Source organism: Mycolicibacter arupensis (assembly GCF_002086515.1).
GTDB lineage: Bacteria > Actinomycetota > Actinomycetes > Mycobacteriales > Mycobacteriaceae > Mycobacterium > Mycobacterium arupense.
The window spans coordinates 116,866-133,555 of the sequence record NZ_MVHH01000006.1 but is presented as its reverse complement, the minus strand read 5'-3'; the positions used below and the strand labels follow the sequence as shown (position 1 = coordinate 133,555).

Here is a 16,690-nt window from a genome sequence, read left to right as displayed (position 1 = left end):
CCACCGGCGCCACCGGTGCCACCGTTACCGGCGGCCGCGGTCCCGCCGGCGCCGCCGGTGCCACCGGTCCCCGCGGTGACCCCGCCGCCACCGTTGCCGCCCACGCCGCCGGTTCCGCCGTCGACCGTGCCTGCCCCGGCACCACCGGTGCCACCGTTGCCACCGTTACCGCCGGCGGCGCTGCCGTTGGAGTTGCCACCGGCACCACCGGCGCCACCGGTTCCGGCGTGGCTGGGCCCAAATCCGCTGGGGCCACCGCCCGGGGTGGCGACGCCGCCGCTGTTGCCGCCGGCACCACCATTGCCGCCGACACCTCCGTCGGCCTTGGTGGACAAGCCCGCGTAGCCTTCACCGCCGCTACCACCGGCGCCACCGTCACCACCGGAAGCGGTTCCGTTACCCCCGGCGCCGCCGTTGCCGCCCACGCCTGCGGCGGGTCCGCCGCTGGTGCTGCCGCCGCCACCGCCGCTACCACCATTGCCGCCGACGCTGACCACACCCGCACCGGTCGCACCGCTGGCACCGGCCGCACCGGTGCCGCCGTTGCCGCCGATCGCGGGACCACCGGCGCTACCGCCGTAACCGCCGCCACCGCCGTTGCCGCCGATACTCCAGATGGTGGTGCCGTCGTCCCAGCCCAGCCCCTTGCCGGCGGCGCCGCCGTCGCCGCCGTTGCCGCCACTACCGGCGCTGCTGTAGCCGCCACTGCCGCCACTGCCGCCGTTCCCGCCGCGCAGGGTCCCGTCACCGGCCGCGCCGCCGCTACCGCCGGCACCGCCTGCCCCATTGCCAGCGTTGCTGCTGCCGCCGGCGCCACCGGAGCCACCTGCACCGCCGGTGGTCGCGACCTCCGCATCGCTGGTCGCACCGGAGCCACCTTGCCCGCCGTTGCCGCCAATGCCGCCGCCGAAGTTACTGTCGCCACCCGTGCCGCCGCTGCCACCCGCGCCGCCATTGCCTGTGGCGCCGAAACCACCCAGGCCGCCGTTGCCGCCGGCACCGCCGACGTAGGCTCCCAGCGACGCACCGCCCTGACCGCCGGCGCCGCCCGTGCCACCGTTGTTGCCATCGCCGGCCACGCCGCCGGAACCGCCGTTGCCGCCGTGCTCACCGGCGCCGCCGGCGCCACCGGCACCACCTCCCGCCCCAAGGCCGAGGAAGTTGCCGTTGCCGTCCTGGGCCGCATCGCCACCGGCACCACCATTGGCGCCGTCGGCTCCGTCACCACCCACGCCGGCACTGCCGAAGAACGAGCTGGAGTAGAAGTTCGAGCCGCGGGCGCCACCGACGCCACCTGCACCACCGGCGCCACCGCGGCCGCCACCTGCGCCGTTGTTGTTGGCCGCCGTGGTGCCGTTGCCACCCTCGCCCGCAGTGCCGCCGGCACCGCCCCTGCCTCCGTCGCCGTACAGGAAGCCGCTGCGTCCGCCGTCACCGCCGGCGCCGCCGGCGCCACCATTGCCACCGATGCCGGTGCCACCGTTGAGCAGAGTGCCGAGCAGGCCCTCCATGCCAGCGCCGCCCGCTCCACCGGCGCCACCGTTGCCGAAGAACCAGGCGGCCGATGCGCCACCGTCGCCACCGGCGCCACCGATGCCACCCGCAACCACCGCGTCACCGCCGTCGCCACCGTCACCACCGTGGCCCATCCACCAGCCGCCGGCGCCGCCGTCGCCACCGGCAGCACCGGCACCGCCGTCGCCGCCGTCGCCGCCGTTACCCAGCCAGCCCAGTGCCGCGCCGCCGTCGCCGCCGGCCACGCCGTCGAGGTCGCTGTTCCAGCCGGCACCGCCGTCGCCGAACCACAGGCCGCCGTCACCACCATCGGGGTTGGCCTCGGTGCCGTCGACTCCGTTACCGATCAGGTACAGGCCCGACCACTGGTTGATCATGCCGTTGACCGCTTCGCCCAGCGGGTTGGTGATCCAGAGCTGGGCGAGTCCGTTCAGCGGCTCGTAGAACAGCTGGTCCATGATCCCGGGCCAGGAGAACCAGTCGGCGGCCGAGCTGCCCGGATCGGTCGCACCGAACAGCGCACTGAGGTCCCACGTGGACGCGCTGTCGCCGGTGTCGGGTACCGACCACGACGTGAACAGGTCACCGAAGAAATCGTCGAAGTCGAAATCGGCGTGCGCGGCCGGTGCCGCGGCCATCGGGGCCATCCCGAAGGCCAGGAACGCGCCTACCGCGCTGGCGGCGCCGACCACCCGGCCGCGATACCGCGCTCCGGTGGTACCTGTCTGGCTACTGCTGTGACGACGAGTCATGTGCGAACACCTCTCCTATGAAGCAGTTCTTGAAAGCAGTGATGAAAGTTGTGACGGAATCTCGGAACAAACGGGCGGCCCGGCTCAGGCGTCGAAGCCGATCAGCCCTGCCAGGTCCCCGAAGAAGTCGGTGGACGCTGCCATTCCTGCGCCACCGTCGTCGAAGAAGTCGTCAGGCACGATCGGGAAGCCGATGCCCGGCCACGGCGGGCTGACCTCGATGGGTCCCTTGCCCTCCCAGCCGGAGCCGAGCAGCGCACCGACCGTCTGGCCCCAGGCCTGCATCGCCGCGATCGGGCCCACCCCGTAGCTCTCGATGGCCAGGGGAACCCCGGGAAGGATCCCGGTCTCCAGCGAGATGCCCAGGCTGTTGAAGATCGATCCGCCGACCGCGTGAACGTCGACCACGTCTCCGCCCTGATCGGTCACCTGGTACGGGCCCACCGCGACCGATCCGGTGCTGAGCAGTCCACCCAACGCAAAGTCCAGGTGGGTGATGTTGGTGCCCTCGGGCAGCAGGCCCGAGTTGGCGAGCAGCGGCAGCAGGAAGCCCAGGTCAAGCTTCGCTCCGTTCAGGAAGCCGTCGAGCGGGCTGGCCATGATCTGGCCAAAGCTGTCGCCCTCTTGGATGCTGTTCATCAGCGCGACCCACGGGCTCAGCCACGGTCCGATCGAGCCCATGAGGATGGCGCTGGCCGGCGAGGCCAGGTAGTTCACGATCGGCGTCACCGACTCGGCCATGTCGGCCGGCAGGAACTGCGGCAGCAGCTGGTACAGCAGGTCGTGTCCGAGCGCGAAGTCGTTCAGGTCAGACCCGCTGAGGGTGTGGAAGTTCACCGTCTCGATGGTCTCGGCGGACGCGTCCTGCAGCGTGTAGCCCGTCATCACCGCGTCCAGGTTGCTCTGGATCTGCTGCATGACCGTCGGGATGGTAGACGGGTCGTCCAACACCGACTGCCAGTACTGCGACTGGTTGGCCATGATCTGCTGGAATGCCACCCCGGGGGCCAGGAAGTAGTTCTGGGCAAGGATGGTCGCATTCTCTGCCGCCTGGTTGTACACCGCCGTCCACGGCGCGAGCATGTCGGGCAGCCCGCCGGCGGTCAGCGCGACATCGCGGATGGTGGGAACGCCGACCTGCTGGGCCGCTACCGGGGTCGCGGCGATCAGGCCACAGCCGACGATCGCGATACCGGCGGTGACGTAGGGGCGAAGGGTTTGCTGCACAGCCATCTCCTTTGGTGAGGTGCCGCCCTCGGTGGCGCGCTGAGGGGGTGGCGCCGCCGTGTTGCTCCTGAAATCTCGCTTAACGCACTGATGCGAACGGAACACTAACCGTGAATAACATAAGTTACAAGCAACTCGGTCAAATATTTTTCCTGGGAGTTTAGTGCTAACGCCCGTTAACTCTGAGAGCGTCCTGGTCATCCATAATCTTCACCTGAGAGTGGACAGGAGTTCTTTTTCGGACACGGCGCGCCACCCGGAACGGGCCTGGTAAGTGTGAGGGATGCGAATCGGTACACAGCTGGCCTACGCCGGTGGATTCAAGGACGCCGTGGGCCTGGTCGTCGAGATGGAGCGAATCGGGATCGACGTGGTCGCGGTCGCCGAGGCCTACTCGTTCGACGCCATCAGCCAGTTGGGTTACCTGGCGGCCAAGACCTCACGCGTCGAGCTGCTCACCGGGGTGTTGCCCATCTACACCCGCACACCGGCCCTGCTCGCGATGACGGCCGCCGGCCTGGACTATGTGTCCGATGGCCGGTTCACGCTGGGGCTGGGCACCTCCGGGCCCCAGGTGGTGGAGGGCTTCCACGGCGTACCGTTCGACGCCCCGCTGGGACGCACCCGCGAGGTGGTGGAGATCTGCCGGTCGGTGTGGCGCCGGGAACGACTCAACTACGACGGAAAGCACTACCAGCTGCCACTTCCCGCCGAACGCGGAACCGGACTGGGCAAGTCCCTGCAGCTGATCAATCATCCCGTGCGGAGCAGGATTCCGATCTCGATCGCCGCACTGGGGCCCAAGAACGTCGAACTGACCGCAGAGATCGCCGACGGCTGGCAGCCGGTGTTCTTCTACCCGGAGCGCGCCCGGGAGGTATGGGGCGATTCCCTGAAAGCGGGTGCAGCAAAACGCGACCCGGCGTTGGGCAAGCTGGACGTCATCGTTGGCGCGTCGCTGGCAATCGGCGATGACGTCGAAGATCGCTTGGCGTGGGCCAAGCCGCAACTGGCGCTGTACATCGGCGGCATGGGCGCCCGGGGGCGCAACTTCTATCACAATCTCGCCACGCGCTACGGCTTCGGCGAGGTCGCCGATCGCATTCAGGAGTTGTATCTGGCCGGACGCAAGACCGAGGCGATCGACGCCGTGCCCGACGAGCTGGTGCGCAACACCTCGTTGGTCGGTCCACGCGGCCTGGTGGCCGAAAGACTGGCCGCCTATGCCGAGGCCGGCGTGACGACGCTGCTGGTCGGCCCACTGACCGCCGAGCCCGACGAGGCGCTGCGCTACGTCGAGGAGCTACGCACCCTGCTGCCGACCTGACCTGCGCCGCAGGGACGAGCGTGGGCCGGATGTGGCCCAGAACACGTCGCACGTCAAGATGGGCCTATGGACTTCACGCCCACCGTGACCCACCCCACCGCTCAAACTTTGGTAGAGCTGCTCGGGCGGCAGGCCGCGCGCCTCGGCGACAAAGTCGCATTCAGCTTCTCCTACAACGGGGACGACGAAGGCCGCAGTGAGCTGAGCTTTCGAGAACTGGATCGGCGCGCCCGCGCGATCGCGGCGAACCTGCAGCGGTATGAGGTGGCCGGCGAGCGGGTACTGGTACTGGTCCGTCCGGGCCTGGACTTCATCGCCGGGTTTTTCGGCTGCCTGTACGCGGGCGCCGTGGCCGTGCCGGTGCACCAGAAGCTCGCTCCGCGTTTAGCGGTGGTGGTACCTGATGCCCAGGCCCGGTTCGCGCTCACCGCGGCCGAGACGCGCGAGGCGACCCGGGCCGCGGTCGCCGGGATTCCCGGCGAGCCCGAGCAGTGGTTCTTCACCGATGCCGGTGCTGACCCCGACGCCTGGGTCGCCCCCGACATCGCCACCGACTCGCCGGCCGCGATCCAATACACGTCGGGATCGACCCGCTCACCCAAGGGCGTGTTGCTGACCCACGGCAACATCCTGCACAACGTCGACGCGATCCGGCAGGCGTGGAACGGCAACGAAGAGGCCCGGGGAGTCTTCTGGTTGCCGCCGCACCACGACCTGGGCCTCATCGGCGGGATCTTGTCCATGGTTTACATCGGGGCCAGCACGGCGTTGATGTCACCCACGGCGTTCATCAAACGCCCGATGCGCTGGCTGGAGTTGGTGTCGGCCCACCGCGGCGTGATCACCGCGGCGCCGAACTTCGCCTACGACCGATGTGTAGAGACCAGCACTCCCGAAGAGCGCGCCGCACTGGACCTTTCGTGCCTTACCGTGGCGATGAATGGCGCCGAGTCGGTGCGCGCCACCTCGCTGGCAGCCTTCGCCGACGCCTTCGCGCCGGCCGGTTTCCAACTGTCGTCGTGCTATCCGGTGTATGGACTTGCCGAGGCCACTTTGCAGGTTTCGGCCGGATGCCCCACCGGGATGCCGGGGGTTCGCTACCTCGACCGCGTCGCTCTGGAGCAGGACCGCATCGTCGATGTGTCGCCGGATGACCCCGCCGCCGCGACGTTCGTGGGGTGCGGCCAACCCCGCCAGGCGGACCTGGTGATCGTGGACCCGGTGACCCGCAAACCCTGCGACTCCGACCAGATCGGCGAGATCTGGGTCGCGGGGCCCAATGTCGCCCAGGGCTATTGGCAGCGACCCGAAGAGACGGCACAGGCCTTCGGGGCGATCCTTGCCGAGCCGGGAGACCCGAATCGCGGACCATTTCTGCGGACCGGAGACCTCGGGTTCCTCTGCGCCGGTGAAATTTTCACCACCGGACGCTGCAAAGACCTGGTGGAGATCGACGGGCACCGCTACTACCCGAACGACATCGAATTCACCGTGCAGGAATGTGACCCGATATTGGTTTCGGGCCGCGGCGCGGTCTTCGCGACCGACGCGCCCCCGGGCGGCGTGGAGGAGCTGGTCGTGGTCCACGAAGTGGACAGCGCACGCACAGCCGAGACGGACCTGGACGCGGTCATCGAGGCGATCCGACTGGCGGTGGCAACCCACCACGGGATCGCCCCCGACGCCATCGTGCTGGTGTACCACGTGTCGCTGCCCACCACCTCCAGCGGCAAGATCCAGCGTGGCCTGACCAAGCAACACTTCTACGAGGGGAGACTCTCGACCATCACCCATTGGCGCATGCCGACTCGCGAGCTGACCCAGGAGGAACTGGAGTCCGCTGCCAAGATCGTCGCGCAGCTGCAGTCCTGGGGGGCCCGGCAGGGGTGATGTAGGCGTCAGGATCCCACCTGAGGCAGTTGCTCGGCGGCGATCTCGCACGGCGTTCTGCTCGGCATGGCCTGCGTCGACTCCGCAGTCGCTTCGGCCTCGGTTTCTCCGGCGCCGAATCCCGGTCCGGGCTCCTCGGCCACCGCTGCTGACTCCGGCGCAGCGTCGCCGACAGGGTCACGTGTTGCCGGCGCCACGGCGTCAGGCTCCTGCTCGGCACCGCCCGCGTCGGGTTCGGAGTCCGGCGCGGGCTCGTCAGGCTCGTCAGGCTCGTCGGAGTCGGCGGGATCGTCCTCGCCCCGGCCACCCTCCTCGAACGGCTCGGCGAACTGCTGCCCGGCACCGGATTCGCCGAGCGCGTCGATGAGCCGTGGGACCAGCCCGGCCAGTCCAGCCAGCCCACCGAGCCCACCGCCGGACGGCACTGCTGCCGAGGGCAGACCCAGGCCGTCGGGCAGACCGAGGCCGTCGGCCAGGCCGGAGGCCCCCGGGAGCCCGGGACTGGGCTCACCGTCGAGCAGCCCGGCCGGCGCAGCGCCCACCACCGCCTTCGCCGGCGCGGCGGGCACCACCTGCGGCAGGGGTGCCGGCGGACCGTCTACGGGGCCGGTGATGGGCACAACCGGAAACGGTGCAACGGCGCCCGTCAGGTCAGGCCGGATCACCGGGTCGAGGTCGGCCGGTGTCGCGAAAACCACGCCCGCTCCTGGTCCGGCCGCCGCGATCGCGGCGTCATAGGCAGCGCTGATTCCCTCGCTCGCCGACCGCATCGCGGCCGGCCACACATCGCGAACGTCGTTGTCCACGTAGGGCATCACCTGGTGTTCGATGACCGTGGCGGCTTCTGTGTCATCGGCGCCGGAGCTGATCGCACGCGCCGCCGCCAACCACGCCGGGCGCTGGGCACCCACTCGGTCATCGAGGCGCACCACCGCGGTGACCTTGGCGTCAACCCAGCGCCACAGGTCATCGCGCAGCGCCCCGCAGACGGTGGCCGCGGCGCGCAACCGCACCGTCAGTCGCTCGGCGGCCGCGCAGTGACGACGCAGGAACTCCGCCGCCGCCTCGGCGCCCGGACCGCGCCAGGCCGCGGCGAGCTCCACCAACTGCCGACACTGGATGCGCAGGTTCTCCTCGGCGACGTCGGCCAACGCGGCCAGCGCGGCGCAGTCAGCGTCGAGCAGTTCCAGGTCCAGGCCGGCCTCACTGTCAAACTGCTCGGCGAGCTGGCCGTCATAGTCAGTCAGTCCGGGTTGCCGGTATCCCAGCCGATGGCACGCCGATACGTAGGCCTGAGTATGGGCGATCGCCTCACGCCCCTCGGTCAGCCGCGCGGAGACGTCGAGGCTGCGGGCCACGTCAGCCCAGTCGCTCGGCCGCGGCGGACACTGCCTGCCCGTAGCGCGCCAGCCCGATGCGCAACGCCGTGGCGACCTCGGTGCCGGCCCGCGACCAGCGCAGCAGCTCCGGCCCCCACGCCTGCAGCGCACGGCGCAGCGCCTCCCCCGATCTCACATGGTCACGTCCGGCGACTGTGCCGTCGAATACCAAGGCGCCCAAACGGATCCGGCATGCGTCCGCGATCTCCGCCGCGGTCGCGTCGTAACTGTCCGCGACCGCGAGCAACGCGGATTCGTCGAGGTGGAGCTGTTGTCTTCCCATACGGGTAAGACGCCGCCCAGACCAGCGAGGTTCCCTCGATGCGACCGAGGTTCAGCGCCGGGCGCGCACCGCATCGGCTACGTCGCCCGCGATCCGGCGCGCCGTCTGCTCGTCGGAGGCCTCAACCATGACCCGGACAAGCTGCTCGGTTCCCGATGGGCGCAACAGAATTCGCCCGGTGTCGCCGAGCTCTTCGGTGGCTCTGAGCACCGCATCTCGGACCGCCGAATGGCCCACTGCTTCTGCCTTGTCGGTGACCTCGACATTGATCAGAACTTGGGGCAGCGTGCGCATAGCCGCGGCCAGTGCCGCCAGCCCCGTGCCGGTCTGCGCCATCCGCGCCATCAGGCGCAGGCCGGTGATGATGCCGTCGCCGGTGGTCGCCACCTGGGGCAGCACGATGTGACCGGATTGCTCACCACCGAGGGTGAAGCCCCCGGCCCGCAGTTGCTCCAGGACGTAGCGGTCGCCGACGTCGGTGGTGTGCACCGCAACCCCGGCCTCGCGCATCGCCAGGTGCAGTCCGAGATTGCTCATGACGGTGGCCACCAGGGTGTCGGCGGCCAGCTCGCCGGAGTCACGCATGGCCAGCGCCAACACGACCATGATGGCGTCGCCGTCGATCACGTTGCCTTCGGCATCGACGGCCAGGCATCGGTCGGCGTCCCCGTCGTGGGCCAGGCCCAGATCAGCGCCATGGTGGCGCACCGCGTCACGCAACGGTTCCAGGTGTGTCGAGCCACAGCCGTCGTTGATGTTGAGCCCATCGGGGTCGGCGTTGATCGCAATCACCGTGGCACCGGCTGCCTGGTAGGCCCGTGGCGCCGCCTCGAAGGCCGCGCCGTGAGCGCAGTCTACCACCACGGTCAACCCGTCCAGCCGGGTGGGGTGGGTATCGCTGAGGTGCCTCAAGTAGCGGTCCAGGGCATCGGCGGCGTCGACCACCCGGCCCAGGTCGGCCCCGATCGGTCGCAGACCGGGGCCGGCGGCCACCAGGTCTTCGATCTGGTCTTCGGTGGCGTCGTCGAGCTTGTGGCCACCGGGGCCGAAGAATTTGATGCCGTTGTCGGGCATCGGATTGTGCGAGGCGGAGATCATCACGCCGAAGTCGGCTTCATAGGCGGCGGTCAGGTACGCCACCGCCGGTGTCGGCAGCACGCCGGTGCGCAGCGCGTCAACGCCCTGGCTGGTCAGGCCGGCGATCACCGCGGCCTCCAGCATTTCGCCGCTGGCCCGCGGGTCACGGCCCACAACGGCAATGCGGCGCCCGGCGCCGGAGGACAGCCGCTGTGCCGCCGCGCCGCCCAACGCAACCGCCAGCTCGACGGTCAATTCGCGGTTGGCGACCCCGCGGACGCCGTCGGTGCCGAAAAGTCGACCCATAACTATCCTTTATCGCCGCGAGCGTGCACGCGGGCGGCCCGACACGCCGGTGTCGGGCCGGGAACGCGCACCCTCAAACGCAAGCCGGGGGCACCTTCCGCGTGCGGAAGGCGCCCCCAACTCGCTGCCAGAGTGCAATCGCAGATCAGCGCTTGCTGTACTGCGGGGCCTTGCGGGCCTTCTTGAGACCGTACTTCTTGCGCTCGGTGGCCCGCGGGTCACGAGTCAGGAAGCCGGCCTTCTTCAGCGCCGGACGGTCTTCGGGCTGGACCAGGATCAGTGCGCGAGCCAGGGCCAGCCGCAACGCGCCGGCCTGGCCGGACGGGCCGCCACCGTCGAGGTGGGCGTACACGTCGAAGGCGTCCACCCGGTCCACGGTCACCAGCGGCGCCTTGATCAGCTGCTGGTGCACCTTGTTCGGGAAATAGGCCTCCAGGGTGCGCCCGTCCAGGTCGAACTTGCCGGTGCCGGGCACCAGGCGCACCCGCACCACGGCCTCCTTGCGGCGGCCGACGGTCTGGATGGGACGACCAAGGTCGTGCGGCTCGTAGGCCGGGGCGACATCCTCGTGGAACTCTGCGGTCTCGACGACCTCGACGGTTTCGTCGACCTCGGGCGCCTCAGCACCTTCGAATGCGGTCTCGGTCATTGCGCCACCTGCTTGATTTCGAACGGGATCGGCTGCTGGGCGGTGTGCGGGTGCACCGGCCCGGCGTAGACGTGCAGCTTGCGCTGGATCTGACGGCCCAGCTTGGTGTGGGGGATCATCCCGAGGATGGCCTTCTCCACGACACGGTCGGGACGGGTCTCCATCAGCTCACCGATGCTGCGCTTGCGCAGTCCGCCCGGGTAGCCCGAGTGGCGGTAAGCCATCTTCTTCTGCAGTTTGTCGCCACTGATGGCGACCTTGTCGGCGTTGATGATGATGACGAAGTCACCGCCGTCAACGTTCGGTGCGAATGTCGGCTTGTGCTTGCCGCGCAGCAGGGTTGCTGCCGCAACGGCGAGCCGGCCGAGCACCACGTCGGTGGCGTCGATGACATACCACGAACGCGTGGTGTCACCCGCCTTCGGCGCATAGGTGGGCACAGCGCTTACCTCTTCTTTTACTCGAGCCGGGTGTTCCCGGTTCTTGCGGATCCCGGTGCAAGCCGGGTGTCGGTCTGGCGTGTACGGCGGGTGGTTCTCGGCGACCGACAGTGACCCGAGGACCCGCTGTGCCCGCAGGCACCGCACGCCAACGGAGCAGCCTACCGGCGGCGATCCGGGCAGGTCAAAACGGCGTCACCCCAGCAGCGAGCCGGTGTGGCCCCGTCGGCTCTCCTTCCGTCGGGGCCACACCGTGTGGGGGTGGCCTCTCCTACCTCCCCCAAGCTCCCGCGGCACGCCGGTCGGCGTCGGCGACGTCCGCCGCGCCGTCACGAACCGCGTTGCCCAGCTGCACCAGGATCTGGTTCAGCGCGCTGACAGCCTGATGCCATCGGAGCTGTTCAGCGTGGTAGGCCTCGGCCGCCTCACGGGTCCAGACCTGCTGCAACGGTGCGATCTGGGACCGCAGTTCTGCCAGCGCGGTGCTGAGCCGGGTGGCGGTGGCATGGATCTCCTGGCGGATGGCGCAGTCGATCTCGTCGAAGTTGTAGGACAGCGCGGCGTCCATATCGCGGGCCGCTCAGATTCCGTCGCCGGCGGCGGCGATGTGGTGCGAGTGGGCCTCGGCCACTTCGCGCAGCACCCGTTCGTTAGCGCGGATGGTGTCGGCGATATGCGCCAGGGCGTGATGCAGGTTGAGCGCCTCGGTGTTCCAGCGGTCCAAGACATCGTGGAACCGGGCGGCCGCCAGGCCCGACCACACCGACGGCGGTACGGCCCGAATTCGTCCGATGAACCCCTGCAGCATGCCCCGGATCTCGCTGTTCCCGGCATCGATGGCCGCTGCAATGGCGTGCATGGCGTCGAAGTCGGCGTGCAGCGTGGTGGTACCTGCCGGTGTGGTCACATCTCCCCCAAATCGGTCTATGACTGATATGAGGTTCGACGGCATCAGGCCGCGTCCGGTTCCCTCCCGTTGCCGAAGGCGACCGAGCCAACAGGGGACACGGTCGTCGATCACTGATCGGGTATCGGATGCGACCTACACACCGGCCTCAGCTGACGGCGTGTGCGGACCGCACCGCCGCCTCGCAGGCCTCCCGTAAGGTCGCCTGGCCTGCCGGTTCGCTCTGGCACCCGATACCGATGCGCACGCCACGATCGACCACAATCGCCCAGTCGACGTGACGTCCGTCGCGAACCTCCTGGTAGGTCACCGCGGGCCGCCCAGCGCTGATCCCTGCCGCATCGAAACCGACGAATACTCCGGGCATCTCGGCGTCCGCACGTCGCAGGGCCCGCTGCAGTGGTTCCGCGATCGCCGTCAGCGTGTCGCCGACGGCTGGCGCTTGGGTGATATGGAGCACCAGCTGCGGGGCGGTGGGTGAGACCACCTCGACTCGGGGCGAACCTGGCCCGTCACTCACTCGTCTCGTCACCCAGCCTTCCGGAACTTGCACCGCTACGCGACTTTCCACCAGGTAGGTCACCGGGGCAGCGGTGTCCGTCCGCGCGTCGTGTCGCGGCACAAGCGCCAGTGCCAGGGCAAGGGCGGCGCCAACCACGGATGCCGACGCACCTCGTCTCCGGCGACCGGCGACGGCCGGTTCGGCGACGGCTGGTTCGGCGATGGGCGCCTCGAAACTGCCCCGGATAGGCGGTAACTGATCGACGACGGTCACCGGTAGCTCCGGGGGCAGCCGCTGCTCGATCAGCGCCGACAGGACCCCGGCCCCGTCGATCCCGGCCGGCGCGTCGATCACGACGGCGCCGGGATGGCGCCGTACCGCCGCTCGTGTCTGCTCCGCCACCGCGTCGGCGACCTCGCCGGGAGCACCGGTGCGCGGTTCGGCGACGACGTCGGCGCCGGCGGATGCGGTCACGGCCACCAGGCCGGCGGCGATCTCCACGACCACCGTGGCGCGCGAGGCGCTGGCCAGCACCGCTGCCCGCGATCGGGTGACCACCTCGCGATCCTGCCCGCCCGCCGCGGCAGCCAACAGCTGAACCCTTCGGTCCGGCCACCATGACGGGTGGATGAGTTCGACTGACTCGACCCACAACGCGCAGTCCAGCAGATCTCCGAGCATCTCTGGCACGGAAAACGGTTGGCCGTCGGCCAATCCGATCGGGTCATCGATCCACTCCAGCGCCGCTGCGGCATAAGCTGACTCGGCATCCTCGCAGCATCGCCGGCGAATGGTTGCGGGCCCGGCCTCGATCACCGCGCGGTGCCCGGTGCTCATGGTTCCCACGCCACTTGGACGAGCCGCTCCCCGTCGGCACGGGTGACCAGAGTGCCACGCCCGGGCGGCAGGGCGGCGGGCCGCGCCGAACCCCAGGCACTCTCCATGGCGCTACCCATCATCAGCGTCATAGCGCCCACATCAGTCAGTGCGGTCAGCAGCGGCTCATAGATGGACCGGGCCGCTCCCCCGCCACGGCAGGCGACGATGAGGTGCAGCCCGAGCTCTCCGGCGTGCGGCAGGTATTCGAGCAAGGACGCCAAGGGATTTCCGGCGCCGGCGGCCACCAGGTGGTGATCATCGACCACTACATACAGCTGCGGCCCGGACCACCATGAACCGGCGCGCAACTGGTCAGGGCCGACGTCGGCACCGGGCGTTCGCGCGGCCAGCTGATCGATCAGGCCTGGCAAAAGCGTGGACAGCGCGGCCCGAGACATCGCATAGCCAGCCAGGTGCCCAGGCGCTACGACGTCCAGCAGGCCGCGCCGGTAGTCGACCACGAGCAGCCGAGCCTGCCCCGCGGGGTGTGTCCGCACCAGCTCCCGGCACAGTGTTCGCAGCACGGAGGTCTTGCCGCACTCGTTATCGCCCAGGATCAGCAGATGGGGCTGGCGGGCGAAATCGACCGCGACTACACCGAGTTCGCGCTCTTCGATGCCCAGAACCGGCAGGCCCGTGGCGTCGCCACCTAAGTCGGCCCGCTCCACGACGTTGGGCAGCAATCGGATCGGTGGTGCCGCGGCGCCCTCCGGGTGCCGCATCGGCTGCCACCCGTGCGGGCGGGCCAACAGCATGTGCATGCCGTCGCGCGTCAGCCCCCGTCCGGGCCGTCCCTGCGGCACCCGCTGGGCCTGGCGGTGGTCCAGTTCAGATTCTGCAGGATCGCCGAGGCGCAGCTCGATGCGCGTTCCGATCAGATCCCGCAGGGCCGGCCGCACCTCGGCCCACCGCGACGCGGCCACCATCACGTGCACCCGAAAAGACAGGCCACGGGCGGCCAGCGCGACAATCCTGGCCTCCACCTCGAATTCCCGGCACAGCGCGGCCCATCCGTCGATCACCAGGAAGACGTCCGGTGACGGACCCTGCTCGCCCGCAATGCGGCCGGCGCGCTGCGCTTCGCGCCGCACCACGATGCCCTCCATCTCGGCGATCACCCGCCGGACCAGGTCCGGTTGCCCCACACCGGCGACCGCCCCGACATGCGGCAGGGTTTGGGTCGCCGACAGCTCCCCACCACCGAAGTCCAAGCAGTAGAACGCAACCCGGGTCGCGTCGTGGGTGGCACACAGCGCGGCGATCAGGGTGTGCAGCGCGGTCGACTTGCCCGATTGCGGAGCGCCCACGACGGCCACATGTCCGGCGGCGCCGTCCAACCGCAGCGCCAAGACGCTCCGGCGCTGCTCAAAGGGCCGATCGACGACTCCCACCCGAGCCGTCAGATCGGGCTGGTCGGCATCGATGAGTGCTCCCAGTGCCGGGGATTCGCCCAGGGGAGGCAGCCATATCTGGCGCGCCGCCGGGCCGTGCCCGGCCAATCGCCGCAGCACGGCCTGCAGGACGGTGCGCCCGCCCGGACCGGTCGCGTCCCAGACGGGACCCCGCGGCGCGGCGGTGAACGGTCTTACTGCGACGGGCCCCTTGCGGGCCGGAGCGCAGATCCGGGAGACGTAGGCCGTCTGGAATCGCCGCACGGTGCCGTCCGCGGTACGCAGGAGTCCCACCCCTGGGGTGTTGGGCAGCTCGTGGGCCTCGTTGGTGCCCAGCACGATCCGTGACTCGGCGGCCGACATCGTCTTGAGACACACCCGGTAGGACAGGTGCGATTCCAAGCCGCGAAGCCTGCCCTCCTCGAGTCGCTGGCTGGCCAGCAACAGATGCACTCCCAAGGATCGGCCCAGCCGGCCGATGGCCACGAAGGTGTCGAGCAGATCGGGGTGCTGCTGCAGCAATTCGGAGAACTCGTCGACGATCACCAGTAATGCCGGCAGGGCCGGCAGCTGCGGCTGGGCGGTACGCGTCTGCCGATACGCGGCGATGCTGGGCGCCCCGGCGTCGCGCAGCTGCTGCTGGCGCCGGTGCACCTCGCCGGCCAGCGCGTCGCGCATCCGCTGCACCAGGGGCGCCTCCTGGCCGAGGTTGGTGATCACCGCACAGACGTGGCTGGCCTGCTCGAATCCGAGAAAGGTCGCGCCCCCCTTGAAGTCGATCAGCACCAGGTTCAGCTCCTCCGGGGAGTGCCGGACCGTCATGCCCAGCACCAGGGTCCGCAGAAACTCCGACTTTCCCGAACCGGTGGCACCGACACACAGCCCGTGCGGACCGCTGCCCTGCTCTGCGGCCTCATTGATGTTCAGCTGCACCGGGTCTCCCTGCGCATCCATGCCGATCGGCACACACAGCCGTTGCCCGGACGCAGCCGCCCATCCGGCCGTTGGGTCGAATTCGTCAAGGTCACCGAGCGCCAGGAGGTCTGCCCACCCGCGGGCAGTCCCACCCAGGTCGACCGGTCGGTGCGCGGCCAGGCGCCGCGCGCAGACCACCGCGTCCGCCAGGGTCAGATAGTCCGGGCAGCCAAGGTGGCGCTCGGCGTCACGCAGCGCCGCGGCGCTCACCTGCAGGCGGCGCGCGTCGCCTTGGGCGCCGGTCTCGCCGATCCGCAGCCCGGACGCGTCGTCGCTGATGACCACCGCCCGTCGGCCCGCCGGTCTCGTTTCGGATGTGAATAGATGCTGATGGTGCGGAAGCCACTTCAACCAATCCCAGTCGCCAGGATGGTGGCCTTCTGAGGCCGTGATCAGTAATGCGTCGGGGCCATGCAGCACGGCGAGCTGACAGACGAGCGCGCGCAGCAGTCCCCGCGCCCGCTCGGTGTCGCCTTCCAGCAAGAGCGGCGTAGGACCCAGCACCGTCAGCGCGATCGGGACATCCGGCACCGCGGCGTGGGCGGCTAGGAAGCGGCGCAGTGCGCCGTCGGTGATGGGATCGACGCGGCGTACCGAATCCAGCGCAGGCGCCACCAACCGACGGATCGGCGTGACCGAACCGATTCCTACCCGAACCGACCCGAACTCGGCGTCGCCGAGCCCGCGTTCCCACCTTCGGGACCCGTCGGCCAGCAGCCAGAGCGCACCGGGATCCGGATGTGTCCACCGCGCCCAGGCGCGCTGGGCGATCGCGCTGTCGGCCAGCACTTCCCGCAACGCAGCCAAGTGGGCCAGGTAGCTCTCGCGGTCATCGTCGATACCGTTGCCGGAGGAACGATTTCGCCCGGCGAACACCGTCGCCAACGCCGAGGCGAGGATGGTCAGCGGAAACAGCGCGAAGAGCGGGCTGCGCGCGGCCGGCGCGCCAGAGCGATAGGCGACGACAGTCACGGCGAGCATGCCCAGCGCCATGGCTGCCGGCAGCAGCCGGGTGAGGATCATCCGCGTCTCGGCATCCGGCACCGATGGCGGTGCAGCGACGGCAATGTCACCGCATGCGGGCGGTGCAGGGGAAGCCTCTGTCGGCGCAGGGCCGGTCATCGGCACACCGTAGGCAGCGCGGACTCGCCCGGCAAGTCAGCTGTGGATAGCCGAAATCCCCTCGCCCGC

Annotated in this window: 13 protein-coding genes; 2 read left to right on the top strand and 11 right to left on the bottom strand. The window is 69.8% G+C overall.

From position 1 onward, the window contains the following. The coding region (locus BST15_RS23015; protein ID WP_133053192.1) for a PGRS repeat-containing protein at positions 1 to 2,267 on the bottom strand (2,267 nt) is incomplete at its 3' end. Positions 2,268 to 2,351: 84 nt separating this feature from the next. Beyond that, complete coding sequence (gene gjpA, locus BST15_RS05215; protein WP_046191322.1) at positions 2,352 to 3,500, bottom strand: outer membrane porin GjpA; 1,149 nt, start codon at positions 3,498 to 3,500, stop codon at positions 2,352 to 2,354. Positions 3,501 to 3,777: 277 nt separating this feature from the next. On the opposite strand from gjpA, the gene BST15_RS05210 reads away from it, so the two are divergent. Then, complete coding sequence (locus BST15_RS05210) at positions 3,778 to 4,821, top strand: LLM class F420-dependent oxidoreductase (protein WP_046191323.1); 1,044 nt, start codon at positions 3,778 to 3,780, stop codon at positions 4,819 to 4,821. 66 nt (positions 4,822 to 4,887) lie between these two features. After that, entirely contained in the window at positions 4,888 to 6,711 is a 1,824-nt protein-coding gene (locus BST15_RS05205) for a fatty acyl-AMP ligase (protein ID WP_046191324.1), read from the top strand. Between the two features lie 8 nt (positions 6,712 to 6,719). Here BST15_RS05205 and BST15_RS05200 read toward each other — a convergent pair whose 3' ends face one another. The 9 genes from BST15_RS05200 to eccCb form a co-directional block, all read right to left on the bottom strand. Next, positions 6,720 to 8,069 carry a hypothetical protein gene (locus tag BST15_RS05200; protein ID WP_083070838.1) on the bottom strand — a complete coding sequence of 450 codons (1,350 nt, stop codon included), beginning with the start codon at positions 8,067 to 8,069 and terminating at the stop codon, positions 6,720 to 6,722. A 1-nt stretch (position 8,070) separates the two neighbouring features. Beyond that, on the bottom strand, positions 8,071 to 8,373 hold the full coding sequence (locus tag BST15_RS05195; protein WP_046191133.1) for a type VII secretion target: 303 nt from the start codon (positions 8,371 to 8,373) through the stop codon (positions 8,071 to 8,073). A gap of 51 nt (positions 8,374 to 8,424) precedes the next feature. Beyond that, positions 8,425 to 9,756: a phosphoglucosamine mutase gene (gene glmM, locus BST15_RS05190; RefSeq protein WP_046191134.1), complete on the bottom strand. Its 1,332-nt coding sequence runs from the start codon at positions 9,754 to 9,756 to the stop codon at positions 8,425 to 8,427. Between the two features lie 145 nt (positions 9,757 to 9,901). Continuing rightward, on the bottom strand, positions 9,902 to 10,405 hold the full coding sequence (rpsI, locus tag BST15_RS05185; protein WP_046191135.1) for a 30S ribosomal protein S9: 504 nt from the start codon (positions 10,403 to 10,405) through the stop codon (positions 9,902 to 9,904). Next, a complete protein-coding gene (gene rplM, locus BST15_RS05180; RefSeq protein WP_046191136.1) occupies positions 10,402 to 10,845 on the bottom strand; it encodes a 50S ribosomal protein L13 in 444 nt (147 codons plus the stop codon). The genes rpsI and rplM overlap by 4 nt, the downstream gene beginning before the upstream one ends. 271 nt (positions 10,846 to 11,116) lie before the next feature. Then, entirely contained in the window at positions 11,117 to 11,413 is a 297-nt protein-coding gene (locus tag BST15_RS05175; RefSeq protein ID WP_046191137.1) for a WXG100 family type VII secretion target, read from the bottom strand. Between the two features lie 12 nt (positions 11,414 to 11,425). Continuing rightward, positions 11,426 to 11,752 (bottom strand): WXG100 family type VII secretion target, encoded by a 327-nt coding sequence (locus tag BST15_RS05170; RefSeq protein WP_165757103.1) that lies wholly within the window; start codon positions 11,750 to 11,752, stop codon positions 11,426 to 11,428. Between the two features lie 148 nt (positions 11,753 to 11,900). Next, positions 11,901 to 13,091: a type VII secretion-associated protein gene (locus BST15_RS05165; RefSeq protein WP_046191139.1), complete on the bottom strand. Its 1,191-nt coding sequence runs from the start codon at positions 13,089 to 13,091 to the stop codon at positions 11,901 to 11,903. After that, positions 13,088 to 16,621, bottom strand: a complete 3,534-nt coding sequence (gene eccCb, locus BST15_RS05160) for a type VII secretion protein EccCb (RefSeq protein ID WP_046191142.1) — start codon at positions 16,619 to 16,621, stop codon at positions 13,088 to 13,090. The genes BST15_RS05165 and eccCb overlap by 4 nt, the downstream gene beginning before the upstream one ends. Between the last annotated feature and the right edge of the window lie 69 nt (positions 16,622 to 16,690).